23 protein-coding genes are annotated in these 22,073 nt (G+C 71.0%); 10 read left to right on the top strand and 13 right to left on the bottom strand.

The features are described 5' to 3' along the window. Window position 1 precedes the first annotated feature (1 nt). From OHU74_RS15375 to OHU74_RS15360, 4 genes are all read left to right on the top strand, one after another. Window positions 2-820, top strand: coding sequence for a heavy metal-binding domain-containing protein (locus OHU74_RS15375; protein WP_371616431.1), 819 nt, complete (start codon window positions 2-4; stop codon window positions 818-820). After that, window positions 813-1,244 carry a hypothetical protein gene (locus OHU74_RS15370; protein ID WP_371616430.1) on the top strand — a complete coding sequence of 144 codons (432 nt, stop codon included), beginning with the start codon at window positions 813-815 and terminating at the stop codon, window positions 1,242-1,244. Before OHU74_RS15375 ends, OHU74_RS15370 begins: the two co-directional genes overlap by 8 nt. Before the next feature lie 186 nt (window positions 1,245-1,430). Beyond that, window positions 1,431-2,267, top strand: a complete 837-nt coding sequence (locus OHU74_RS15365) for a hypothetical protein (RefSeq protein ID WP_371616429.1) — start codon at window positions 1,431-1,433, stop codon at window positions 2,265-2,267. A 20-nt stretch (window positions 2,268-2,287) separates the two neighbouring features. Beyond that, window positions 2,288-3,058, top strand: a complete 771-nt coding sequence (locus tag OHU74_RS15360) for a hypothetical protein (protein WP_371616428.1) — start codon at window positions 2,288-2,290, stop codon at window positions 3,056-3,058. On the opposite strand, the gene OHU74_RS15355 is transcribed toward OHU74_RS15360, so the two are convergent. The 5 genes from OHU74_RS15355 to OHU74_RS15335 all read right to left on the bottom strand — a co-directional run bounded on the left by OHU74_RS15355 (window position 3,041) and on the right by OHU74_RS15335 (window position 7,518). Further along, window positions 3,041-3,997 (bottom strand): helix-turn-helix domain-containing protein, encoded by a 957-nt coding sequence (locus OHU74_RS15355; protein WP_371616427.1) that lies wholly within the window; start codon window positions 3,995-3,997, stop codon window positions 3,041-3,043. The genes OHU74_RS15360 and OHU74_RS15355 overlap by 18 nt on opposite strands. 434 nt (window positions 3,998-4,431) lie before the next feature. Then, window positions 4,432-5,067 (bottom strand): hypothetical protein, encoded by a 636-nt coding sequence (locus tag OHU74_RS15350; RefSeq protein ID WP_371616426.1) that lies wholly within the window; start codon window positions 5,065-5,067, stop codon window positions 4,432-4,434. Continuing rightward, window positions 5,024-6,328 (bottom strand): ABC transporter permease, encoded by a 1,305-nt coding sequence (locus OHU74_RS15345; RefSeq protein ID WP_371616425.1) that lies wholly within the window; start codon window positions 6,326-6,328, stop codon window positions 5,024-5,026. Before OHU74_RS15345 ends, OHU74_RS15350 begins: the two co-directional genes overlap by 44 nt. Next, complete coding sequence (locus tag OHU74_RS15340; protein ID WP_371616424.1) at window positions 6,322-7,077, bottom strand: ATP-binding cassette domain-containing protein; 756 nt, start codon at window positions 7,075-7,077, stop codon at window positions 6,322-6,324. The genes OHU74_RS15345 and OHU74_RS15340 overlap by 7 nt, the downstream gene beginning before the upstream one ends. A 96-nt stretch (window positions 7,078-7,173) precedes the next feature. Continuing rightward, window positions 7,174-7,518: a hypothetical protein gene (locus OHU74_RS15335; protein ID WP_371616423.1), complete on the bottom strand. Its 345-nt coding sequence runs from the start codon at window positions 7,516-7,518 to the stop codon at window positions 7,174-7,176. Window positions 7,519-8,215: 697 nt separating this feature from the next. On the opposite strand from OHU74_RS15335, the gene OHU74_RS15330 reads away from it, so the two are divergent. Beyond that, window positions 8,216-8,359: a hypothetical protein gene (locus tag OHU74_RS15330; RefSeq protein WP_371616422.1), complete on the top strand. Its 144-nt coding sequence runs from the start codon at window positions 8,216-8,218 to the stop codon at window positions 8,357-8,359. A gap of 177 nt (window positions 8,360-8,536) precedes the next feature. On the opposite strand, the gene OHU74_RS15325 is transcribed toward OHU74_RS15330, so the two are convergent. Beyond that, window positions 8,537-9,265: a class I SAM-dependent methyltransferase gene (locus OHU74_RS15325; protein WP_371616421.1), complete on the bottom strand. Its 729-nt coding sequence runs from the start codon at window positions 9,263-9,265 to the stop codon at window positions 8,537-8,539. Window positions 9,266-9,386: 121 nt separating this feature from the next. Here OHU74_RS15325 and OHU74_RS15320 point away from each other — a divergent pair, with 121 nt between their 5' ends. Then, window positions 9,387-10,184: an IclR family transcriptional regulator gene (locus OHU74_RS15320; protein WP_371616420.1), complete on the top strand. Its 798-nt coding sequence runs from the start codon at window positions 9,387-9,389 to the stop codon at window positions 10,182-10,184. Between the two features lie 164 nt (window positions 10,185-10,348). On the opposite strand, the gene OHU74_RS15315 is transcribed toward OHU74_RS15320, so the two are convergent. Together OHU74_RS15315 and OHU74_RS15310 are read right to left on the bottom strand one after the other, a co-directional pair. Further along, entirely contained in the window at window positions 10,349-10,558 is a 210-nt protein-coding gene (locus tag OHU74_RS15315; protein WP_371616419.1) for a hypothetical protein, read from the bottom strand. A 171-nt stretch (window positions 10,559-10,729) separates the two neighbouring features. Beyond that, window positions 10,730-13,864 (bottom strand): BTAD domain-containing putative transcriptional regulator, encoded by a 3,135-nt coding sequence (locus tag OHU74_RS15310; RefSeq protein WP_371616418.1) that lies wholly within the window; start codon window positions 13,862-13,864, stop codon window positions 10,730-10,732. Between the two features lie 164 nt (window positions 13,865-14,028). Here OHU74_RS15310 and OHU74_RS15305 point away from each other — a divergent pair, with 164 nt between their 5' ends. The 3 genes from OHU74_RS15305 (at window position 14,029) to OHU74_RS15295 (ending at window position 16,728) form a co-directional block, all read left to right on the top strand. Continuing rightward, entirely contained in the window at window positions 14,029-15,249 is a 1,221-nt protein-coding gene (locus OHU74_RS15305; RefSeq protein WP_371616417.1) for an amidohydrolase family protein, read from the top strand. Window positions 15,250-15,658: 409 nt separating this feature from the next. Beyond that, on the top strand, window positions 15,659-16,309 hold the full coding sequence (locus OHU74_RS15300) for a serine protease (RefSeq protein WP_371616416.1): 651 nt from the start codon (window positions 15,659-15,661) through the stop codon (window positions 16,307-16,309). Continuing rightward, on the top strand, window positions 16,306-16,728 hold the full coding sequence (locus OHU74_RS15295) for a DUF6086 family protein (RefSeq protein ID WP_371616415.1): 423 nt from the start codon (window positions 16,306-16,308) through the stop codon (window positions 16,726-16,728). The genes OHU74_RS15300 and OHU74_RS15295 overlap by 4 nt, the downstream gene beginning before the upstream one ends. 40 nt (window positions 16,729-16,768) lie before the next feature. Here the strand turns inward: OHU74_RS15295 and OHU74_RS15290 are convergent, their stop codons facing one another. Beyond that, on the bottom strand, window positions 16,769-17,209 hold the full coding sequence (locus OHU74_RS15290) for an NUDIX domain-containing protein (RefSeq protein WP_330296983.1): 441 nt from the start codon (window positions 17,207-17,209) through the stop codon (window positions 16,769-16,771). A gap of 448 nt (window positions 17,210-17,657) precedes the next feature. Here OHU74_RS15290 and OHU74_RS15285 point away from each other — a divergent pair, with 448 nt between their 5' ends. Continuing rightward, window positions 17,658-18,185, top strand: a complete 528-nt coding sequence (locus OHU74_RS15285; RefSeq protein ID WP_371616414.1) for an RICIN domain-containing protein — start codon at window positions 17,658-17,660, stop codon at window positions 18,183-18,185. A 168-nt stretch (window positions 18,186-18,353) separates the two neighbouring features. Here the strand turns inward: OHU74_RS15285 and OHU74_RS15280 are convergent, their stop codons facing one another. The 4 genes from OHU74_RS15280 to OHU74_RS15265 all read right to left on the bottom strand — a co-directional run bounded on the left by OHU74_RS15280 (window position 18,354) and on the right by OHU74_RS15265 (window position 21,989). Further along, window positions 18,354-19,553: an ABC transporter permease gene (locus OHU74_RS15280; protein WP_371619694.1), complete on the bottom strand. Its 1,200-nt coding sequence runs from the start codon at window positions 19,551-19,553 to the stop codon at window positions 18,354-18,356. An 80-nt stretch (window positions 19,554-19,633) separates the two neighbouring features. Continuing rightward, window positions 19,634-20,350, bottom strand: coding sequence for an ABC transporter ATP-binding protein (locus OHU74_RS15275; RefSeq protein ID WP_371616413.1), 717 nt, complete (start codon window positions 20,348-20,350; stop codon window positions 19,634-19,636). Further along, the gene (locus OHU74_RS15270; protein WP_371616412.1) at window positions 20,347-21,486 is read right to left on the bottom strand and encodes a peptidoglycan-binding protein; all 1,140 of its coding nucleotides are present in this window, start codon (window positions 21,484-21,486) and stop codon (window positions 20,347-20,349) included. The genes OHU74_RS15275 and OHU74_RS15270 overlap by 4 nt, the downstream gene beginning before the upstream one ends. Beyond that, a complete protein-coding gene (locus OHU74_RS15265; protein ID WP_371616411.1) occupies window positions 21,483-21,989 on the bottom strand; it encodes a hypothetical protein in 507 nt (168 codons plus the stop codon). Before OHU74_RS15265 ends, OHU74_RS15270 begins: the two co-directional genes overlap by 4 nt. Window positions 21,990-22,073: the final 84 nt, after the last annotated feature.

The raw sequence follows: 22,073 nt of genomic DNA, 5'->3' as shown, positions 1-22,073 counted from the left end.
CATGACAGAGCGAACGGCGTCCGAGGACGCGATGAGGCGGCTCGCACAGCTCCAACCGGGCGAGAAGCGCCCGCTCTTCACCTCGGACCTGTCGGTGAACGAGTTCCTGCTGGTGCGCGAGGCCGGCTTCCGCCCCCTCGGCCTGGTCCTCGGCACCTCGGTCTACCACGTGGGCATCCAGCTCCGCCGGTGGTCGAAGAACCAGGAGCTGACCAAGCTGTCCCAGGCCATGTACGAGGCGCGCGAGCTGGCGATGAGCCGGATGGAGGCCGAGGCGAGCGCGCTGGGGGCCGACGGGATCGTCGGGGTGCGCCTAGACATCGAGTTCAAGGAACTCGGCTCGGACACCGCCGAGTTCATCGCGGTCGGCACAGCGGTGAAGGCCGACGGGGCGGACCCGGGACCGGGCGGGACCTGGCTCAACAACAAGGGCAAGCCGTTCACCTCGGACCTGTCCGGCCAGGACTTCTGGACGCTGGTCCGGGCCGGCTACGCACCCCTGGACATGGTCATGGGGTCCTGCGTCTACCACGTGGCGCACCAGACCTTCACCCAGTCCCTGGGCAACACCGGCCGCAACGTGGAGATCGAACCGTTCACCCAGGCCCTCTACAACGCCCGCGAACTGGCGATGAGCCGCATGCGTGCGGAGGGCGAAGCCCTGGGAGCCGAGGGGATCGTGGCGGTCCGGCTGAGCCAGAACCTCCACACCTGGGGAGGCCACACCACCGAGTTCTTCGCCATCGGGACGGCCGTGCGCCCGCTGCGCGAGGACCACGTCATCGACCGGCCCTCCCTGGTACTGGGCCTCGATGGCTGAGGCACCGGTGCCGGACGCCCCGCTGCCCGACCGGGAGTCGCAGGACGCGGAACTGCTGGCCGCGGCGCTGCGCCGGGACGGCGCCGACCTGAACCTCTACGTCAACGTACTGTCGCTCAAACTCGAGGACTCGCTGCCGCCCGGCTCCGTCCGGATCAGACGCACCCGCTCCCTCGCTCAGCGGGTGGCGGGACGCGAGGGCTCGCTGGCCGAACTGGACGTCGTACTCGGTGAGCGGCGCCTCTCGCTGCGGATGGACCGGGCCCGGGTGACCGGGGAGGTCTGCCACGAGGTCCGGGGCATCGTCCTCTCACGGCGCCCGGTGGGCCTCGACGAGTGGATCGACACCCTGGCCCGCGCCCTGGCCGAAGCCGCGGCCTCGAACGCCCGGGCCCGCGAGGCCATCGAACGCTTCCTGACCTGAGCGCGAAGCGCGAACCCCGGACCCGCTGACCCCGCTGACTCCGCTGACCTGCCGGAACCCGGAAGCGGGAAGCGGCCCGGGGCTGCCGGACGGTGCGATTGCCTGCCCGTGTCCAGCTGGAAGAAGCTGGGGGGTGGAGCGGAGCGGCGTACGGGGCGCTCCGACCTCGGGGGCGAGGAGAGCCCGATGGGTACACGGGGGAAGCCGTACCAGGGGGCGGGCAGATCGGCGCCGTACGAGGCGGGTGGCGGGGCGCCCGGATCGAGGGTGGCGGTGGTCTGGCCGATCCTGGTGGCTCTGGTCGCCGGGCCGGCCTGCTGGCTCGTGTTCTCCGTCTGCCTGCCGGCCGACATCGCACGCTACGCGGACTACGTGGCCGCCCGGCCGTGCGCGGCCGCCGCACCTTCGACGGCGGGGGAGAGTGCTGGCGAGGGGGCTGGCGAGAGAGGCGAGAGAACTGACGAAGACTGCCTGCGTCTCGTCCCCGCCACCATCGAGGCCACGGTGGTCAAGGAGGGGGGCAAGACCCCGCGCTTCGACGCGACCGTGTCCACCGAGACGACCACTTACCTGTCCGTCGGCCCCGCCCGGAGACTGATGGTGCCGTTCCGCGATCCGGGGCCGCTGCTCAACCGGCTCCGGCCGGGCGACCGGGTGACCGCCACCTTCTGGCGCGGCGACCTCGTGCTGCTCGACAAGGACGGGATCCGCCAGAGCACCCGCGACGCGCCGCGCGACGGGGCCCGGATCACGGCCGGCATCGGCACGTTCGTGGGTCTGCTGGCCGCCATGGGGCTGGGGATGGGATTCCTAGGACTACGGCCGGCCGGACGCCGCCGTGCCCGGCTCTTCGGCTGGGACTCGGTCGGAAAGCAGCTGGGCCTGGCCCTGATGCTGATCTGCGCGGCGGCGGTGGTCGTCGTGACCCTGCTCGACGCCCCGTGGTGGGCCGTACCCGCGGCTGCAGTACCCCTCGCCGCGTCGACATCCCTGGCCCTCTACCGTTACCGCCTGCGGTGGTAGGCCCGACGGAGCAGGGGCGGGTGGCGGGGCACTTCGTACGAGGGGCGGGGGTGGGGGCGGCCGAGGCGGGCGGCGGGGTCTTCGGCCGTGGGATGTCGGGGGCCCTGCGGATCGCGGCGGCGCTGGCTGCCGCGGCGGTCTGCTGGTTCGCATTCGCCGTGTGGCTGCCGGCCGACGCACGGCGTTACGCGGACTTCGCGGATGCCCGGCCGTGTGCCGCCGGGGTGGAGGTCGCGGAGCGGGCGGACTGTCTGCTCGCGCTTCCCGCCACCGTCAAGAAGACGTGGGGGACGGACGGGGAGGGCTCGCGCGTCTGGCTGACCCGGCCCGCCGCGCCCGGTGAGCTCCTCGGGATCGAGTTCAAGGATTCGGGCCCGCTGCTCTACCGGCTGCTGCCCCGGGACCAGGTGACCGTCACCTTCTGGCGGGGCGAGGCCGTGGGGCTGGAGAAGGACGGGCTGCGGCTGAAGACCGATGCCGCACCCCGCGACGAGGGCCAGATCACGGCCGCCATCGGCACGTTCGCGGGTCTGCTCGCGATCCTGGGGCTGAGCACGGGGATCTCGTCCCTGCGGTCCGCCGGCCACCCCAGGGTCGACCGGTTCGGCCGGCTGTCGGCCGCGAAACCGCTGATCCTGGTCGCGATGCTGGTCAGCGCGGTCGCGGCGGCCGTCACCCTCCTGCTGGACGCCCCGTGGTGGACCGTGCCCGCCACCGCCGCGCCGATCGTGGCGGCGGCGGCCGAGGCGTTGTACCGGTGGTTCGCACGGCCCCTACGAACCCGCCGCTGAGGCCTGCTCCACCTCCCCTGCCTCCTCCGCCGCCTCCTCCTCCGCCGGGCGGCAGCCCTTGCAGGTGCCCGGGGCGGAGCTGCGGAAGGCTCGGTCGCACGTGGTGCAGGTCTGGAACGGGTCCGGCGGTACGAAGTCGGGGGCGCGGGGGAGCGGCGCCAGCGGCGGTGGCAGCTGGGCCGCGAGGCGGTGTGCGATGAGCCCGGCGGGATTGCGCAGGTCCCCAGGAAGCTTCGCCGTCAGGGCAGCAACCAGCGCGTACACCCCGACCCCGCGCTCCAGCCAGGCTTCGACACCCCCAGCGAGGTACCGGATGTCCCGTTCCCCGAGCACCAGCCGCGGGCTGGCCCGCCGCAGCCCGGCCAGCACCTCGCAGGCGAGCCGGTGCCGCTCGGGGTCGTCGGCGTTCAGAGGAACGGGGACCCGCCCGGCGCCCGGCTGCTCCGCCCCCGGCTCCTCTCCCACTGCAAGCGCTGGTACGCGTACCGGAACGGGCGCTGCGACAGGCTCCGCAAGGGGTTCCGGCTCAGGCTCCGGCGCGGGCAGAGGCATCCGCACAGGCGCAGGCGCGGCCACGGGCGCGGCCACCGGCTCCGGACCCGGCTCAAGCGGGCGCTCCGGGGACGAAGGCGGCGGATCCCCCGCCCGAGTCGAGGGCGTCACGCACGCCCCGGGACGGGAAAGGGCCGCGCGGGGGTGGTTGTAGGACACCGTACGGGTGACGATCCGCCCACCCGGCAGGCTCTCCACGGACCGCTCCAGGTACCCGAACGCCACCAGCTCCCGCAGCCCGTTGGCGATCGAGGTCTCCCCGAGCGGAAGCTGTTTGACCAGCTCCTTGATGCCGACGGGGGTCCCGGCGGGCAGCGACTGGATGTAGATCCCCAGGATCCGCGCGACCGCCGACATCTCGGGGTGCTGAATGAGGTCGTTGCTCACGACCGTGAACCGCCCGGTGAGGCGGACGTTGGCGTGCCGAACGCCGTATGCCGCGCGCGTGGGCGCGGTAAAGTGCACCGAAGCCATGGGGAAGGTCTGACTTCCTCTTTGGTCAGGCCCTCGATCGGGATTCGCAGTCCCGGCGGGGGCCGTCTCATGTTCTGAGTTGCGTTGTCGGGGCGAGCATATGCCAGACAACCACCGCAAAATCCACCCCAGTTGGCGGATTCACCCGTGTGAGTGAGCGCCCGCTCCGCGGGAGGCTGGTGGGGTCTGGATGGAGTTTCTTCCCCAGGTACTTAAACCAAAAGAAGCACCGCGCCCCACCGGGTCGCGCCCCACCACGACCCGGTAAACCCCGTACCCAGCACCCTAGTTCGACCAAATGGCGAGATCGAACGTCTATGTAATCAAGCCGCCAACGGCGAGCTGATTCACCTTCGGAGGAAGGTTTTCCTTCTCCACGGGGTGGCTGCGGTTGCAGCTACCCCGAGGGACAGAGCGAGCATGGCTACAGCCCAGCTGAAGCAGTCGATCGCCGAGTTCGACGTCCAGTCCCACCAATTGTGGGGGTACCAGATCAAGAAGAAGGCCGAGGCCAGGGGAATGATCCAGCCGAGTTGGTGGCCGAGCAGCCTCACCGACAGCAGGGCGAGGCCGAGCCAGATCAGGAGGGAGCGGATGAAGACGACCCCGGCTTCCGTGCTGACGGCGAGTGCCTCAGTGATGAACGACAAGGCGCAGGCTGTCAGTGTCAGGCCGATGCAGTATTTGAGGCGGAATCGGTGCATCGCGGATGCACCCATTTCGTCATGTGCTGACATGGCTCCGTCGAGAGCCGCAGTGAGGAAGACGGCTGACAGAAGTGGGAGTTCGTGTCGGAAGGGCACGCCCGTGGTGATTCCTCCGCTACCGATGGAAGGCAGCGCGATGTGGGTGCCACCAAAGAAGGCCGAGAGAAGGGCAATGGCGGCCGTCGACGCGAGAACTGATACGCCCCGGTGCACTCTGGCGTAGCGGAGCAGGTCAGAACCGGTCATCAGGCTTGCACCAGGAAGGGTCTCGATCAATGTGGCTGCGTTCCTCACCGAGCCATTGCTGCTGCTCGGCTGCGGGCATCCGTGCGGCCCTGGTCGCTTCGCGCTGGGCGGCGTCGACACCTTCCATGTGGAGTCCCTGGTCGGCGACGGCCGGGTCTTGGCCGGTGGAGCGGTACTCGAGCCATAGGTGGATGTTGTCCATTGCCTGCCAGGCCCGGGTCTCCTTTTGGGGAGGTCGGCAGAGGCCCAGCGACTGGGTGAAGACCTGGTCGGCCATGGCGATCGCTGCGGTACGGACGTGTCCCTCGGCGATGTCGAATCCCCGGTCGCCCATCTTGGTCCGCTGGAGCCCGAACTCGTAGAACGCTTCGGGTGCCTTCAACGAGGATTGGTCGGGCTGGCCCAAGCGCTGCGCCATGGCAGTCAATTCGGGCAGGTACTTGCGGTGCTCGGGCCACACGCACACTTCGGGCGCACCCCTCTCGGCACGGTCGCAAAGGGGCGCCGTCGCCGACGCCGTGCGCTCGACGCGCAGTTCGCCGCTGGCCGGTATCGCAAAAACCAGTGTGATGAGGGAGGCCGCTGTTGCCCCGATGGCGGCACTGCGGATGGGTAGGGACGTTGCCCGGCGCGGCATCTGGCGCTCGGCGCTGCTCCGCAGTCGTGGTGCTGTCACCGCCAGTGTGGCGAGGGCAACGGCAAACAGCAGCCTCACTGCGACTGGAAGGGGGCGCAGGTGCTGGTCCGGCGGCCCCGCGAGGACGTTGAACTTGAAGGGGAGTGCCAGCATGCTGATGAAGCAGCCCAGCGCGCAGACGATGGGAGTGAAGGTGGCGGAGGGCCACCATCGGCCGGCCAGATGACCTACGGACGCGAAGATGATCAGGGTCGAGGCGCCGAGCAGGAGGTAGGAGGGCCACAGGAATCCGGGGCCCGCCTGGCTGAACGAGATGACCGCGGCGGTCAGGCATCCGACCGCGTAGGCGAGGAATCCGAGGGTGAGAGTGGCGGCCAGGCGTGCGGCCTCGATCCGCCAGATTGGACGGGCGGCCGCAAGCACGGTCTCGGGCATTCCCACGCGGGAGGAGCGTCCGGCCTGCCAGGCCGAGACGCCGGCGAGGACGGGCCCCAGGAAGAGTGTGACGACCTGGGCTGCCACACTCGCTTCGGGCCATACGCCGATCCAGTACCGGGACCGGCCGAAGAGCACCAGCAAGTCCACGGCGATCATCACGGGAAACGCTGTCAGCAGCGGCGAGCGGCGCAGCTCGATGCGGTAGGCATTCAGCATGCGGCGGCTCCCGCGTCAGGTCGGCGGTTGCCGAGTACCGTCATGTAACCGCGTTCCAGAGGGCTGTCGCCTGGGGCTGTGGGGGCTGCCAACTCTGCCAGCTGTTGAGGTGTGCCCCTGTGGCGCACCTGGCCGTCGCTCAGAACGAGGACGGTGTCGCAGGCGGCGCCGACGTCCTCCACCAGGTGCGTGCTGAGGAGCACGGCCGTTCCTGCGTGAGCGAGGGAACGAATGAGCTCACGGAAATCGAGACGCTGGGCGGGGTCGAGGCCGACGGTCGGCTCGTCCAGCAGAAGCAGGGAGGGAGAGCCGACGATGGCCGCGGCGATTCCGGCCCGGCGGAGCATGCCGCCGGACAACGACTTCATGCGGTCCCGGGCCCGGTCGGCCAGGCCCACAGCCGCCAGTGCCTCCTTGGTCGCAGAGTCGGCCTTCTTGGAGGGGACCTCACGCAGCCAGGCGCAGTAGCGGACGAAGTCCGTTATGGAGAAGGCCGGGTAGTAGCCGAAGTCCTGCGGGAGATAGCCGATGCGACGGCGGACATGCCGCGCTTGCCGTTCGTTGGTGACGGGGCTGCCGAACAACTCCAGCTGCCCGCTCTGTGGCGGCGCGATGGTTGCGAGGGTACGGAAGAGCGTGGTCTTGCCCGCGCCGTTGGGGCCCAGCAGGCCGGTGACACCGGGCAGGATGGACAGGTCGAGATTCTCGATGATGCTTCGGCCGCCGTAACCCTGCGTGAGGGTCGTCAATCGAGCGACAGGATATGTCGTCATTGGCAGAATTCCCTGAAATAAAGGATGGGCCCGCCACGCCGGCGGGCCCTCCTTACCTAGCTGACTAGCTGACTAGACAGAGTAAGTCACGTGGGTCTTGTTGATCTTGAATGTGCACTCGTAGGTGTCGTACTTGCCTACGTAGCCGTTGTACAGAGTGTCGTGGTGCTCCGTGTCCAGCTCGTAATTGCAGTCATACTGGGTCCAGTACGAGTAAGACGGGTAGTTCGACGCGCTGGAGCAGTAGCCGTGACCGGAGGTGCTGTACCAGTATCCCCGGCACCCCTGCTGCCAGGTCGACTCGTAGGATGCGCTCGCTATCGGGGCCGTCAGGCCGATGGCGGCAGCTGCCAAGGCGCCGATTACGGCAACCTTGGCAACCTTTGAACCGGCTATGCGTGACGCAAGAAAATTCATCGATCCCCCCCCCTGGGAATAGAATGACAGCGAGGCAGGGAATCGCCCCGCTGCGAAATGCGAGGCTAACAAGCTGCCCAAGTTTGAGTCAAGGTCGATATTGGAATGTATCCTTCCGTAATCGCCCATCCTCACGAAAAGGCAATTGATTGGAAAGTGTCGGGCTGCATTAGGGCGTGTGATTTAACCACGACCTGAGTCCCGGCGGTCCCTCTCCGGGAAGATTGGCAAAAATACCTGCTACTGATGGCGTATTCGAGTCGACCTGCCGCCACCGCGTCGCCCGCGGGTCGGCTCCGTTGGTGGGCGCGGTCTTCAACAGTGGTCTGTGCCACCCGACCACCGCGGGCAATGCGTCAGCAGCGGTCGCTGGATCTGCCGGTCAAGGGCGCCGCGACAACGGTCAGGGCTACACCAGTACGGTCCCGACCCCGACGAGATGGACTGCGGGCCGCACCGCCTGGTGCGGCAAGAGAGCGTGCGTGGCGACAGGGCCGCATGAGGCCACGCCGAGTGACGCACGAAGTACGACCTGGATCGAGGACTCCGGGATGCACTGGCCTGGACGGATCTTCGCACCGTCCCGCGCATGGCGGAGCGACTGCCTCACGGGCTTCCGCGATCCGCACGGGCCCGGCACTGCCGGCGTCGCGACGGCATGGAACTCCGTCCTGAACACCGATACGTGAGGCCCCTGATGCCTGATGCGAAGCAGAAGTACTTCGACCCGCGGCGCGACTCGGTCAAGGCCGCCCGCGACTTCACCGCCAGCACCCTGGCCGACTGGGGTCTGGACGACAGCGACGAGATCCGGTTCTGCGTCTCGGCCGGGGACTGCTGATCGTCGAGGCCCTCGCGGCCGACTGGGGGAGTCGAGCACCGCCGCCTCCGGGGCAAGGTTGTCTGGACCCGCTTCGAGGCCCTGACTCTCCGGGTGGTCGTTGAGGGTGCCGCCCACGCCTCCGGGGCCAGCCCTGTTCGCCCGTTTCGACCCGCTTGGCCTTGTCTGGTCCGCGTGCTACTTACCCCGCCGCGCCAGGACCAGGCGCCAGTGGGGGGTGCCGTCCGGGCGGTGGCCGAAGTGGGGGAGGGGGGCGGTTTCCACGGTGAAGCCGGCTGTGTGGAGGTCGGTGCGGACTCCGCTCAGGGGGAAGGTCCGGTAGTACATGACGAACGGCGGGCGCCAGACGGCGTTGCGCAGCCTCATCGCCGCGTCGAAGCCCGTCACCGCCCACCAGGCGGGGTGGGTTGGGGGGATCGGGGCGCCGATCGGGAAGGCGAAGACTCCGCCGGGGCGCAGGGAGCCGTGGATCCCGGAGAAGAGGGCCGGCCGCTCGGCCGGGAGGAAGTGGCCGAAGGCGCCGAAGCTGACCGCGAGGTCGTACGAGTCCCCGAGCGCGGCCGGGAGCGCCCGCGCGTCGGCCCGTAGGAGGTCGACCCGGGAGTCCGGGTGGGCCCGGGCGGCCTCCGCGAGCATCCCCGTGCTCAGGTCCACCCCGGTCACCCGGCCCCGGCACAGCCGCCGCAGCATCCCGATCCCGGCGCCCGTGCCGCAGCACACGTCGAGCCCGGTGCCGAAGGTGCCCTCGCGGTCCGCGAGGGTCTCCTCGACCGCGTCGAGCATCCGGTCGGGGGTGCGGAAGGGGGTCCGGTCGAAGGTGGGGGCCAGCAGGTCGTAGCCGCGCTCGACGGAGGAGAGGGCCTGTACGGCCAGTTCGCGGAGGGTTGGGCCCTGGGAGGTGAACACACCGAAAGCCTAGTGAGGGGGAGGAGTCGGGGCGGGCATTTCGGGACCTTCGACCCCGGGCAAAACGGGCATCGCGTGACGTAGGGTGCGGTGAGATACTTTGCCTATTCGTGGGGATTCCGTGACGAGAGCCATAGGGAACGAGGTGCCGGTCCAGCGCGTGGGCAGGAGCTCTACGGCCGGAAGCGCCCTGGAGAAGACCCTGCGGATCACGGAGGCGCTGACAGCCTTCGGCGGGCCCCACCGGCTCGCCGAACTGGCCGCGGCCGCCGGAGTGCCCAAGTCCAGCACCTACCGGATCCTGGCCTCCCTCGTCGAGCAGGGCTACGCCGTCACCGACGGGGACGGCAACTACGGCATCGGCCTGCGCCTGCGCACCCTCGCCTCACAGATCTCCGCCGACCGGCCCGAGGGCATCGTCGAACTCCTGGAGTTCCTCCAGAAGTGCACCGGCCAGGCCGTCCACCTGGCGCTGCGCAGCGACAACGCGCTCACGTACATCCGCAAGGTGGAGAGCGGCCGGCCCGTGCGGACCTCCTCGCGCGTCGGCATGCGGATCCCGCTGCACGCCACCGCCATCGGCAAGGCCGTCCTCGCCCACCTCCCGCCGCAGGAGGTCGAGGGGATCGTGCGGGCGACCGGCATGCCCGCGCTGACCCGGCACACGCTCACCGGGCGGGAGCGCCTCGCGGAGGAGCTGGCGGCCGTACGGGCACGCGGCTACGCCGTCGACGACGAGGAGAGCGAGCTCTCCGTACGCTGCCTCGGCGTGGCGGTCTTCGACCGCCGCGGGGTGCCGGTGGGCGGGGTCAGCCTGACCGCCGCCACGTTCCTGACCTCGCGGGAGGAGCTGGAGCGGTTCTCGCCGGCGCTGCTGGAGGCCGCCCGGGGCGTGGAGCGGCTGCTCCGGCTGGGCTGACCGGGCCGGGCCGGGCTGGGCTGGCCGGGCCGATCAAGACATGGGTATGCGGCGGCCGCGGTGGTCCCCCTCCTGGCCACCGCGGCCGCCGTCCCCCGTACCCCCCCATCGGGTCCCCCGTACCCCCGTACCCCCGTGGGTCCCCCGTTGGTCTTGTGCCGCCGTTAAGGCAGCGTGCCCGTGGCGTGGTTGTCGAGCGTCACGATCTGCTCGTCCGCCGCGGAGACCGGCGCAGAGGCCGCCGCGTCCGGTGCCGCCGTGAGCGGTTCGCCCGTGGCGTGGTTGTCCAGCGGCTTCATTTCGATGCCGGTGGCGTGGTTGTCCATCGGCTGCAGGTCGCCGTCGTTCGGCAGGACGTTCTCGTTCGTCGTCATCACGCACTCCTGAAGGTGGATTGGACCCGTTCGGCGATTCCCCCGCGGACCGCCGAACGGGCGGTCCAGCCGACCCGCTTGCCCCCCGACGTGACGAGTCGATGCACTTACTTTGGCCCGGGGCGATAAACGAACGATGAACGCCTCATTCAGCGGCCCCCCGGCCTGGGCTCAGGCCGCGATCTCGGCCGCCAGCAGGGCCCGCACCTCGGCCAGTTCGGACGAGCCCAGCTGTACGAACACCACCTCCGCGTCCCGCCAGCACACCCGCGCCCGGTCCCGCTGGCCCAGCCGCCGCAGCGCCCGCCCCAGGACCATCAGGACGCACGCCCGCCGCCACTCGCCGCCCATCACGCGCAGCGCGACGGCCTGTTCGGCGTGCGCGGCCGCCAGCGTGGCCCGGCCGGCCGACAGGTGGACCTCCGCGAGCCTGAAGTGGGTGATGCCCTCCCACAGCGGCTGGCGGTTGTCGTGGAACAGTGCCAGCGCGGCCGTCAGCTGGACGAGCGCCTCGGTGGTCAGGCCCGCCTGGGTGAGGGCGATGCCCAGCGCGTAGCGGCCGTTGGCCAGGCGCAGGGTGAGACCCATCCGGTCGTAGATGGCGATGCCCTGCTGGGCCAGGTCGATGGCGCTGGTGAGCCGGCCCAGCTCCACGTGGATGCGGGAGAGGTTGCACAGGGCGCTGGCCTCGCCCACGTAGTTGGCGTCGGCCCGGAAGTTGGCGATGGCCTCCAGCAGGTAGCGCTCGCCGTCCTTGTAACGGCCCTCGTAGAGGGCGATGATCCCGCGGTCGTTGGGCGCCCAGCAGCTGGGCAGCGGGTCCCCGGCGGCGCGGGCGAGCAGCGTGGCCTGGCGGGCCTCGTCGTCGGCCTCGGCGAACCGGCCCGCGACCAGGTGGGTGTTGGTGAGGGTGGTCCGGGCGCGGCCCTCCGCGTGCGGGTCCTTCGCGGCCTGCGCGGCCTCGCACAGGGCGCTCGCGGCCCACTCGTACTGCTTGGAGTTGGCACCCGACTCGGCGAGGTCCTTGGCGGCCCACAGCAGGTCCACGGCCCGGCGCAGCACGTCCGCCCGGCCGGTGGTGCGTACGGCGGCCTGCCGGACGCAGGCGAGCAGCGGGTCGGCTTCGGCGTACAGCCAGTCCTGCGCGGCGTGCGGCTCGGTGAAGACCAGCCCGGGGTAGCGGGTGGCGGACAGGTGGGCGACGAGCCGGTCGCCGGGACGCTCCAGGCCGTACACCCCGCCGGCGGTGGCGAGGTAGAAGTCGAGCAGCCGGTCCAGGGCGGCCTCGCGCTCGCTCGGGGGCTGCTCGTCGCGTTCGGCGCACGCACGCGCGTAGAGGCGTACGAGGTCGTGGAAGCGGTAGCGGCCGGGCGCGGCCGATTCGAGGAGGGAGCAGTCGACGAGGGCTTCGAGGAGGTCCTCGGTCGCGTGCTCGGGCAGGCCCAGGACGGCGGCGGCCGCCGCGAGGGAGATGTCCGGCCCGTCGGCGAGGCCCAGGAGGCGGAAGGCGCGCTGCTGCGCGGGCTCCAGCTGCCCGTAGCCGAGCTCGAAGGTGGCCTTGACGGCGAGGTCGCCGGCCTGGAGCTCGTCGAGGCGGCGGCGCTCGTCGGCGAGCTTGGCGGCGAGGACGGAGACGGTCCAGGTGCGGCGGGCGGCGAGGCGGGATGCGGCGATGCGGATGGCCAGCGGCAGGAAGCCGCAGGCGCCGACCACGTCGAAGGCGGCCTGGCGTTCGGCGCCGACCCGCTCGGCCCCCACGATCCGGGTGAACAGCTGCAGGGCTTCCTCGGGGCTCATCACGTCGAGGTCGACGAGATGGGCGCCGGCCAGGCCGGCCATGCGGACCCGGCTGGTGACGAGGGCGGCGCAGCCGGCGGTGCCGGGCAGCAGCGGGCGGACCTGGGCGGCGTCGCGGGCGTTGTCGAGGAGGACCAGGACGCGGCGGCCGTCGAGGGTGGAGCGGTAGAGCGCGGCCCGTTCGGCGGGGGAGTCGGGGATCGAGGCGTCGGGGGTGCCGAGCGCCCGCAGGAAGGAGCCGAGGACGGCCTCGGGCTCGGCGGGGCGGGCCTCGGTGCCCTGGAGGTCGACGTAGAGCTGCCCGTCGGGGAAGTGCGGGCGCGCGGCGTGCGCGACGTGCACGGCGAGGGTGGTCTTGCCGACGCCGCCGATGCCCGCGAGCGCGGAGACGGCCATGACCTGGCCGTCGACGCCGGAGAGGATCTCGCCGAGCTCCTGGACGAAGCTGGCGCGGCCGGTGAAGTCGGCGACGGTGGCGGGCAATTGAGCGGGCCTTACGTGTACGGGTGCGGCCGCCGGAGCCGGGTCCTCGGCGAGGGCGAGTTCGGCGTCGGCGCGCAGGATGCGCTGCTGGAGGGCGGCGAGTTCGGGGCACGGGTCGACGCCGAGCTCGTCGGCGAGGAGCCGGCGGGTGTCGGCGTAGACGGCGAGGGCCTCGGCCTGGCGTCCGCTGCGGTAGAGGGCGAGCATCAGCAGTTCGCGCAGCCGCTCGCGCAGCGGGTGCGCCGCGGTGAGGGCGGTCAGCTCGGAGACGGCCTCGGCGTGGTGGCCGAGCTCCAGGTCGAGGTCGAGGCGGGTCTCCAGCAGCTGGAGGCGCCACTCGTCGAGCCGGGTGCGCTCGGTCTCGGCGTGCGGCCCGGGTACGCCGGCCAGCGGTTCCCCGTCCCACAGTTTCAGCGCGCGGGCCAGCAGCGTACGGGCGAGCGCGCGGTCCCCCTTCTCGCTGCGCGCGGCCTCGGCGTCGGCGGCCAGGGCGCGGGCGATGCCGAGGTCCAGGGCCTCGGGGTGGGGCAGGCGGACCGCGTAGCCGCCGGCGTCGCTGACGAGGAGCCCGGGGTCGAGGATCTTGCGCAGGCGGGAGGCGTACGTACGGATGGTGGCGAGCGCCTGCTGCGGCGGGTCCTCGCCCCAGATGGCGTCGATCAGTTCGGGCGCGGTGGCGGTCCGCCCGTCGCGCAGCAGCAGCACGGCGAGCAGCGCCCGCTGCTGCGGGGTGCCGTTGGGCAGCACCTCGGGTCCGCGCCAGGCGCGGATGGGACCGAGCACGGCGAAGCGGTTGCCGCCGGTGGTTTCGGATTCCGTGGTGGCGGCATCCGCTCCGGCCTGCGTCTCGGCGGCAGCTTCGGCCTCGGTCACGGATCCGGCCCCGATCGCGGTGCCGGCCTCGGTCACGGATCCGGCCTCGGTTCCCGGCTCGGTTCCGGTTCCGGCCTCGACTCCCGTTCCCGCGGCTGCGGTTGCGGCCCCGGGGCGGTTCCGCTGCTGCGGGATGGCCGGTATGCCGTCCATCTGGCGTCCCCCCTGCCTTCCGTAGGTGTAATGGTCAGTCTGCCCTGTGTTGCGCGTACACGTCAGTCCGAAGCGGACCCAGTCCGGTCGGATCCGGAACCCGGCGGTGCATCGGCCGCGTCCAACTAGCTGACGGTTCGTCAGATTGGCGCTACCGTGTGGGCATGGAGACCTTCCCGAAGATCATCTCGGTGGACGACCACACGGTTGAGCCCCCCAACGTCTGGCGGGACCGGCTCCCGTCCAAGTACCACGACGTCGGCCCCCGCGTCGTCCGCGCCCCCTTGAAGGAAATGACCTTCCTCGGAGGCAAGTTCGCACCCGTCATGGGCGCCAAGGGCGACGACGGCCCCATAGGCGACTGGTGGGTGTACGAGGACCTGCACCGACCCCTCACCCGCCTCGACACGGCCGTCGGCTACGACCGCGACGAGATCAAGCTCGAAGTCATCACGTACGAGCAGATGCGCCCGGGCTCCTTCTCGGTTCCCGACCGTCTCGCCGACATGGACGTCAACCACGTCCAGTCGGCCCTGTGCTTCCCGACCTTCCCGCGCTTCTGCGGCCAGACCTTCACCGAGGCCAAGGACCGCGAGCTCGGGCTGCTCGGCGTGCGCGCGTACAACGACTGGATGGTGGAGGAGTGGTGCGGCCCCGAGGCGAACGGCCGCCTCATCCCGCTCACCCTGATCCCGCTCTGGGACGCCCGGCTCGCCGCCGCCGAGGTCCGCCGCAACGCGGCCCGCGGCGTACGGGCCGTCGCCTTCTCCGAGATCCCGCCCCACCTGGGCCTCCCGTCCATCCACACGGACGAGTGGGACCCCTTCCTGGAGGCGTGCAACGAGACCGGCACGGTCATCGCCATGCACATCGGCTCCTCCTCGCGCATGCCGTCCACCTCGGCCGACGCCCCGCCGGCCGTCGGCTCCACCATCACCTTCGCCAACTGCTGCTTCTCGATGGTGGACTGGCTGATGAGCGGCAAGTTCGAGCGCTTCCCGAACCTCAAGATCATGTACGCGGAGGGCCAGATCGGCTGGATCCCGTACATCCTGGAGCGCGCCAACGTGGTCTGGGAGGAGAATCGCGGCTGGGGCGGCGTCGCCGACAAGGTGCTCCGCCCGCCGTCGGAGCTCTTCGCGGAACACGTCTTCGGCTGCTTCTTCGACGACGCCTTCGGCCTGAAGAACCTGGACTCGATCGGCGTGGCCAACGTCCTCTACGAGACCGACTACCCCCACTCGGACTCCACGTGGCCCAAGTCCCGCGAGGTCGGCGAGTCCCAGATGGGCCACCTGGCCCCGGACGTGGTGGACCGCATCGTGCGCGGCAACGCGATCGACCTGCTGGGCCTGACCCCCGAGGGACTCTGGCCGGGCGCGTAGCCGGCACATGCGTCAGCCCCGGCGGCCACAGCACTATGTGGCCGCCGGGGCTGTCGCTTCATCCGCGTCGGAGGGCCTGGCGGCCGCCGGGTCGGCCGGGATGTGCCTTGCGGTGGCCGCCGTGTGCAAGGCATGCTTCGCCACAGCAAAGTGGGGAGGGGTGTCTGTGGTGGACAAGCGGACCGTGGTGACCGCGGTGTTGTGCGGTATAGCGGCGCTGGGTGCGTCCGCGGTGATGACGAAGGTGGTGCCCGCGGCGGACGGCAAGGCCCCCGTGCACGCGAAAGCGGCGCCCCCGACCACGTCCTCCACCGCCCGCCCGTCGCAATCGCAATCGTCGAAACGGCCTCAGCTGTCTGGTGGCGCCAGTCCGCGCCCGACCGCTTCCGCCCCCAAGCCGGGCGACCCCGTGTCCTTCGCCGGGGCCCTGTTCGAGGGCGATGTGACAGGAGATCACTTCTGCACGGCGACCGTCGTGCACAGCCCCGGGCGGAATCTGATCGTCACCGCGGGGCACTGTCTGCTCGCGGGCAAGGTCGCCGGAGGCGGTGCGATCTTCGCACCCGCGTACGCGGACGGGAAGGCCCCCTACGGCACCTGGAAGATCGAGGAGGTCTTCGAGGACACACAGTGGGCCGAGGACACGAACGACGACTTCGACCTCGCCTTCGCCCGCCTCGCCCCCGACGCCTCGGGCCGCAACATCGAGGACGTCACCGGCGCCGCCGCCCTCGACACCACGGGCCGCTCCGGCGAGGAGGTCACGGTGACGGGCTACCCGGCGGACCGCAAGGTCGCTCGCACCTGCACGTCCCGCGCCATCCGCGACACCCCGACGGAACAGCGCTTCGACTGCGCGGACTTCCCGGGCGGTACGAGCGGGAGCGCGTGGATCGCCGGCGACGGGAAGATCATCGGCATCCTGACGGGCGGCGACACGGACGACGTCTCGACGAGCACCATCCTGAACGACTACGCGGCCAAGCTGTACGCGCGGGCGACGGGTACGGCGGGTGCGACCGGTACGGCGGCCACGCCCGGCGGAGCCGCCGCGCGATGAGCCAGATCTACTCCGTGGGCGACGAGTCGCTCTGGAACCCCTCGAACGGCGCCGCCCGCCTCTTCCACCGCCAACTGGCCCTCTTCGAAGCCGAACTCGGCCTCCCCTCGGGCATCGGCCCGCTGGAGAACGACGAGTGCCGGATCGACCCTGCCGCCCTCGGCCCCTTCACCGAAGCCCTCCTCGCCCGCCACGGCCACACCGGCCACGCGGTCATCCGCGCCCTGTCGGAGGGCTTCGTGGCCACCGTGCTGGTCCTCGCCGAGCGGTCGGGCGCCCAGGTGCGCCGGCCGGTCCCGTCCGACGCGCCGGAGGGGAGCCGGGACGTCCAGGTCCCGCTCCCCGGCCCCTACGGGTCCCAGTGCGAGGACAGGCTGCGCGCGGCCGCCCGGGAGCTGTCCCGGGCGATGCCCCGCTGAGCGGGTGGTCCCGTAGGGTCCCGGCCCGTAGGGCTGCCGCTCAGGCGAGCAGCCCCAAGTGCACCGGCTCGGCGGGTGCTTCCTCGAGCAGCTCCGCGAGCCGCGGGGGCCACAGCGGTTCTCCCAGCGTGGCGAGGTTCCGCCGGGAGAGCCAGCGCCAGTGGGCCTCGGGGTACTCCGGGACGGGGTCGCGCAGCGGCCCGGTGGTGACGTAGATGTGCTCGTGCTGCCGTACGGGAACGCCCTGGTACGTGAAGTCGTGCTCCCAGGTGCACAGCAGCCGCTGCGGTTCCAGGTCGGTCCACCCGGTCTCTTCCCGCAACTCCCGCCGCACGCACTCCTCGGGAGTCTCCCCGGGGTCGATCCCCCCGCCCGGCGGCAGCCAGTGGATGCCGACCTCTACGTTGTTCTCCCGGAACAGAAACACCGAACCGGCGGGATTGACGACGACAATTCTTGCGGCCTGCCGTGGAGTTCGCATCAGACCAGCGTACGACGGGGCCTGCGGAGGCGGCAGTGGTTCGACGTGCGCGCGGGGGCTGCGGGGGTGGGCTCGGGGTGGCTTAGGTGGCCTGGGCGCCACAGCCGCCCCTCGCACCCACCCGTCACCCACAAGCCCGTAACCCCGTCCCTCCCCCTCCCGGCGACTGTCGACGAACCGTGACACTCCCTGGGCCGGAGCCGCTTGCTCCGGACGCGCCGCCCGAGGGAAGATCCACATGTCTGAGATCAACAACTTTTCGCTCAGGCGTGGGCAGCAACTCGTGTCAGCACTGGGCGACTTCAGGTGGTCACGTTCCACCGACAGGCCCGGGCCCACGACGCACACACACCACACCGTCCTGGCCGCGAGGCCGAGGGTGTCCGTGCCCACAGCACCGCATCCCGTCGTACAGCGGGATGCTCAATCGGGGGAATGAACCATGCACATGGCTCGAAAGTCACAGAACCAGCTCAAGGCACTCGCGGTCGCGGCGGCGACCGCCGTCATCACCCTGACCGTCCCGGTGGCATCGGCGAGCGCCGAGGACCAGTGGACCGATGTGCCCTTCACCCTGCGGAACGCCAACAGCGGCATGTGCCTGGACGTTCCCGGCGGAAGCGGCGTGTGGGGCACCCAGCTCGTCCAGTGGCCCTGCAACGACGGGGCCAACCAGAAGTTCTACCTCAGCAGCTACAACGGCAAGCCCAACCTGCGCAATCTCGCCACGGGTCTGTGCATCGAGGTGCCCGGCTTCTCGAACACCAACGGCGCCAAGGTCGTCACCTGGGGATGCAACGGCGGCGACAACCAGAGCTGGAACTACCAGACATACACCTCGGCCTGGACGAGGGACAACACCTGGCGCAACATCGCCAGCGGCAAGTGCCTGGAGACCGCCGACTGGCGCACGGACGCGGGCGCCCCGGTGCGCCAGTGGGACTGCCACGCGGGCGCCAGCCAGCAGTGGCGCTGATCACCACCGGCGGCCTCGGGTAAGGCCGGTGCGCGGGGCCTGACCAGCACCACGGGTCAGGCCCTCGCGCGCACCACCTGACACATCACTCCCGGGCCGGTATGGGGCGGAGGAGCGGAGCCGTACCCTCCGCCCGTGATCGATTCACGCACGTCCCCGCCCCGCCCCCTACCCAGCCTGTAGCGCCAGCGTCGGCGACAGGCCTGCCGCGCGGACCGCCGGGTAGAGGCCCGCCACCGTGCCGATGGCCAGGGTGGCGGCGAAGCCTCCTGTGACGGCCCAGAGGGGGACCACCCAGGGGAGGTCGCCGGCCTGGGCGTAGATCGCCGTGGCCGCGCCGCCGAGCACGATTCCGGCCAGGCCGCCGAGGCCGGACAGGAGCAGGGACTCCGTGACGAACTGGATGCGGATCTGGCCCTTGGTCGCGCCGAGGGAGCGGCGCAGGCCGATCTCGTGGCGGCGTTCCAGGACCGAGATGATCATCGTGTTGGCCACTCCGACCCCGCCCACCAGCAGCGCGATGCCGCCCAGGCCGAGCAGGAGGGTGCTGAAGGCGCCCTCGGTGGCCGCCTTGGCCTGCAGCGCCGCCGACGGGTCCGTCACCGAGACCGCGCTCGGGGTCTGGGGGTTGGCCGTCTGGGCGATGAGGTTGCGGACCGCCTGCACGCGGTCGTCGGCCGAGCGCTCGTAGACGGACGTGGGGTGCCCGTCGAAACCCAGGAGGTTCTGCGCGGCTTCCCACCCGATCAGCGCCGAGCGCTCGATCTCCGGTGCGAGGGGGACGGGTTCGAGGATGCCGATGACCGTGAAGTACTGGCCGCCGATGAAGACCTGCCCGCCCGGCTCCGTGATGCCGAGGCGTTCGGCGGAGACGTGCCCGAGGACCACGGACGGGTAGCGGCCCGTCGCGTCGTTGAGCCAGCTGCCGCTGCGCAGGCGGGCGCGGAGCGTCTCCAGGAGGTCGTCCTTGGCCGCCTTGAGGGCGATGCCGCCGGTTTCCTCCTTCGGGATGTGTTCGCTGCGGCGCACCGACTCCTTCACGTCTCCCGTGGTGCCGACCGATTCGACTCCGTCGATCCGGCCGATCATGCCCGGGGCTTCCTTGGGCAGCCGGGTGTCCTGTCCGGAGAACATGGAGTTGCCGGGTGTCGCGACCATCATGTTCGTGCCGAGCTTGTCCAGCTCCTGGAGCAGCTTGGCCTGGCTGGACGAGGAGATGCCGACCACCGCGATCATCGTCGCGATGCCGATCGCGATGCCCAGCGCGGACAGGAAGACGCGCATGGGGCGGGAGCGCAGTCCCGCCGAGCCCACGTGGAAGACGTCGCGGGGGCCCAGGCGGGGCGGAGAGAGCTTCGCGGAGCGCATATCGGCGCGCTTTTCGGCGCGCTTCTCGGAGCGGGCCGCGCGGGATGCGCCGGCCGCGCGGGGCTTCGTACGGGCACCCATTACGCCGTCACCCCCGTCGCGCTCGCGCTCGCGTTCCACACGTCCGCGACGATCTCGCCGTCGCGGATGCGGACCTGGCGGGGCAGGCTCGACGCGATCTCGTTGTCGTGGGTGATCACGGCGATGGTGGCCCCGTCCTGGTTGAGCTCGTGCAGCAGTTCCATCACCGACTCGCCGGACGCCGTGTCCAGCGCGCCCGTCGGCTCGTCGGCGAGCAGCAGGTCCGGTTCGCCCGCGACCGCGCGGGCGATCGCCACGCGCTGCTTCTGCCCTCCGGACAGCTCGTGCGGCCGGTGGTCCATGCGGTCGCCGAGACCGACCCGTTCCAGCGCCCGCTCCGCCCGGCGGCCGCGCTCGGCGCGGGAGAGGCCGGAGTAGAGCAGGCCCTCGGCGACGTTGGCTCGGGCGCTGATGCCCGGTACGAGGTGGAAGGACTGGAAGACGAAGCCGACGTGGCGGGAGCGCAGGGCCGACAGGGAACGGTCGGAGAGGCACGCGATGTCGTACCCGGCGATGGCCACGCGGCCGGCGGTCGGGCGGTCCAGGGTTCCGACGATGTGGAGGAGGGTGGATTTCCCCGAGCCCGACGGCCCTACGATGGCGAGGAGTTCGCCGTTCAGGACGGTGAGGTCCACCCCGCGCAGGGCCGCGACCCCGCCGGGGTACTCCTTGGTGACGCCGGTCAGTTCGACGACCGCTTGGGCGTGCTTGTTCATGACGAGGGGACTCCTACGAGCATGCCTTCCTTGAGGGCGTCCCCCTTCACCTCCACCCGGCCCTTGCCGAACATGCCGAGCTCGACCTTGACCTCGCGCACCTTGCCGTTCTCGACGACCTGGACCCCGAAACCGCCACCGGCAAGGGCGAGTAGCGAGTTGACCGGTACCGAGAGCACGGCCTTGCGGACCTCGCCCGTCAGGTTCACGGAGACCGGGGCCCGGTCGGGGCCCTTGGCCTCGGCGGCGTTGTCGAGGGCCACCTCGACGTCGATCTTCGGCTTCTTGTCCCCGCCGCCGCCCCCGCCCCCGCCGCCCGAGGACGGGTCGTCGCCGTTGGCGGTGGAGCCGATCGAGCCGATCTTGCCGTTGGCGGTTCCCCCGCCGGGCAGGCTCACGGTGACCGGGTCGCCCACCTTGACCGTGCCCGCCTTGGCCACGTCCAGTTGCAGCCGGACCACCCGCTCGGTGCCGGTCAGGGTGAGGACGGGCTTGCCGGCGGCCGCCTCGTCCCCGACGGCCATGTCGTTCTTCTGGACCCGCTGCGGCCCGGAGGCGAAGGCGATGTCGTCCTTGCCGACCTCGCCCGTCTCCTTCGCCTTGTGGGACTTCTGCCAGCGCTTGACGGCGGTGGCCGTGCCGGCGGTGAAGGTGCCGTCCGAGGCGTCCAGGCCGGTGCCGAAGCCGAGGGCCTGGAGGTTCTGCTTGAGCTGCTTGACGTCCTCGCCCTTGTCCCCGGTCTTCAGGGACCGGTACACGGGCGTGGTGCCGTACATCAGGCGCACGGGCTTGCCGTTGACCTCGTAGAGCTTGCCGTCGCGCTCGACGGCGGAGCCGGCGGGGGCCACCCAGGTCAGGACGGCGGAGCCTCCCGCGCTGGCTCCCGCTCCCGCACCGCCCGCACCCACCGCGTTGATCTTGTGCTCCTTGGCGAAGCCGAGCGTTCCGTCCACCTTGACGCTCGAGCTCAGGTCGCCGCGCGTCACCGGCGCGCTCCCGGCGGGGAGGCCGTCGGACCGCTGCCGCTGCCCGTCCTTGCCGTCCGTACCGGCCTGCGCGACCACCGCGTACCCGCCGCCGGAGACGGCGAGCACGACGGCCAGCGAGCCCAGGAGCCATTTGGTGCGCTTGCTCACTGGTCGGCGCTGCACTTGTTCAGCTGGTCCATGAACTTCTGCGGGTCGGCGCCCTCGGGTATGGAGGTTCCGGTCATGGCGTTCCCGTTGAACTCCGGGTCGGGCATGTCGAAGCCGTTGTCGCGCATGCACTTGGCCCGGTGCAGGGCCTTGTCCTTCTCCGCCTGTGTGGGGCCGCTCCCGCTGCCGGGGGCCTGCATCCCGCACTTCTCCATCGCCTTCTTCAGCACCTCCTGGTCCGCGTCGGCGCCCACCGTCATCCCGCGCGGGTCCTCGCCGGCCTTCGGGTCGGGGGCGTCGACGCCGTTGTCGCGCAGGCACTTGCGCATCTTGAGGGCGTTGTCGGCATCCGCGCCGGAGCCGCTGCCGCTGCCGCCCGAGCTCGCGGAGGAGGAGCCGTCCTTCTTCTTCTCGGAGCCGCCCGCGCCGCCCGTGCACGCGGTGACGAAGAGGGTCAGGCCGGTGAGGAGCGCGGCCGTGGTCATGGTCGTGGATCGCTTCATGCGCCAGAGCCTGCGCGAGAAGCGGATTTCGCTTCTCTAAGCCCCCGTGCTTATGACGAGGAAATGTCCCTCTCCGGTAAAGAG

Origin of the sequence: Streptomyces sp. NBC_00454 (assembly GCF_041434015.1) — a bacterium.
Classification (GTDB): domain Bacteria; phylum Actinomycetota; class Actinomycetes; order Streptomycetales; family Streptomycetaceae; genus Streptomyces.
Note: the sequence above shows the minus strand (reverse complement) of the source record. Positions and strands in the feature narration are given on the sequence as shown.

Bases quoted from the DNA above. Each gene is read 5' to 3' on its own strand.
- OHU74_RS15375 (WP_371616431.1), top strand. From the start codon at position 2: ATGACAGAGCGAACGGCGTCCGAGGACGCGATGAGGCGGCTCGCACAG.
- OHU74_RS15370 (WP_371616430.1), top strand. From the start codon at position 813: ATGGCTGAGGCACCGGTGCCGGACGCCCCGCTGCCCGACCGGGAGTCG.
- OHU74_RS15365 (WP_371616429.1), top strand. From the start codon at position 1,431: ATGGGTACACGGGGGAAGCCGTACCAGGGGGCGGGCAGATCGGCGCCG.
- OHU74_RS15345 (WP_371616425.1), bottom strand. From the start codon at position 6,328: ATGCTGAATGCCTACCGCATCGAGCTGCGCCGCTCGCCGCTGCTGACA.
- OHU74_RS15335 (WP_371616423.1), bottom strand. From the start codon at position 7,518: ATGAATTTTCTTGCGTCACGCATAGCCGGTTCAAAGGTTGCCAAGGTT.
- OHU74_RS15330 (WP_371616422.1), top strand. From the start codon at position 8,216: ATGCCTGATGCGAAGCAGAAGTACTTCGACCCGCGGCGCGACTCGGTC.
- OHU74_RS15315 (WP_371616419.1), bottom strand. From the start codon at position 10,558: ATGACGACGAACGAGAACGTCCTGCCGAACGACGGCGACCTGCAGCCG.
- OHU74_RS15310 (WP_371616418.1), bottom strand. From the start codon at position 13,864: ATGGACGGCATACCGGCCATCCCGCAGCAGCGGAACCGCCCCGGGGCC.
- OHU74_RS15305 (WP_371616417.1), top strand. From the start codon at position 14,029: ATGGAGACCTTCCCGAAGATCATCTCGGTGGACGACCACACGGTTGAG.
- OHU74_RS15295 (WP_371616415.1), top strand. From the start codon at position 16,306: ATGAGCCAGATCTACTCCGTGGGCGACGAGTCGCTCTGGAACCCCTCG.
- OHU74_RS15290 (WP_330296983.1), bottom strand. From the start codon at position 17,209: ATGCGAACTCCACGGCAGGCCGCAAGAATTGTCGTCGTCAATCCCGCC.
- OHU74_RS15285 (WP_371616414.1), top strand. From the start codon at position 17,658: ATGGCTCGAAAGTCACAGAACCAGCTCAAGGCACTCGCGGTCGCGGCG.
- OHU74_RS15280 (WP_371619694.1), bottom strand. From the start codon at position 19,553: ATGCGCTCCGCGAAGCTCTCTCCGCCCCGCCTGGGCCCCCGCGACGTC.
- OHU74_RS15275 (WP_371616413.1), bottom strand. From the start codon at position 20,350: ATGAACAAGCACGCCCAAGCGGTCGTCGAACTGACCGGCGTCACCAAG.
- OHU74_RS15265 (WP_371616411.1), bottom strand. From the start codon at position 21,989: ATGAAGCGATCCACGACCATGACCACGGCCGCGCTCCTCACCGGCCTG.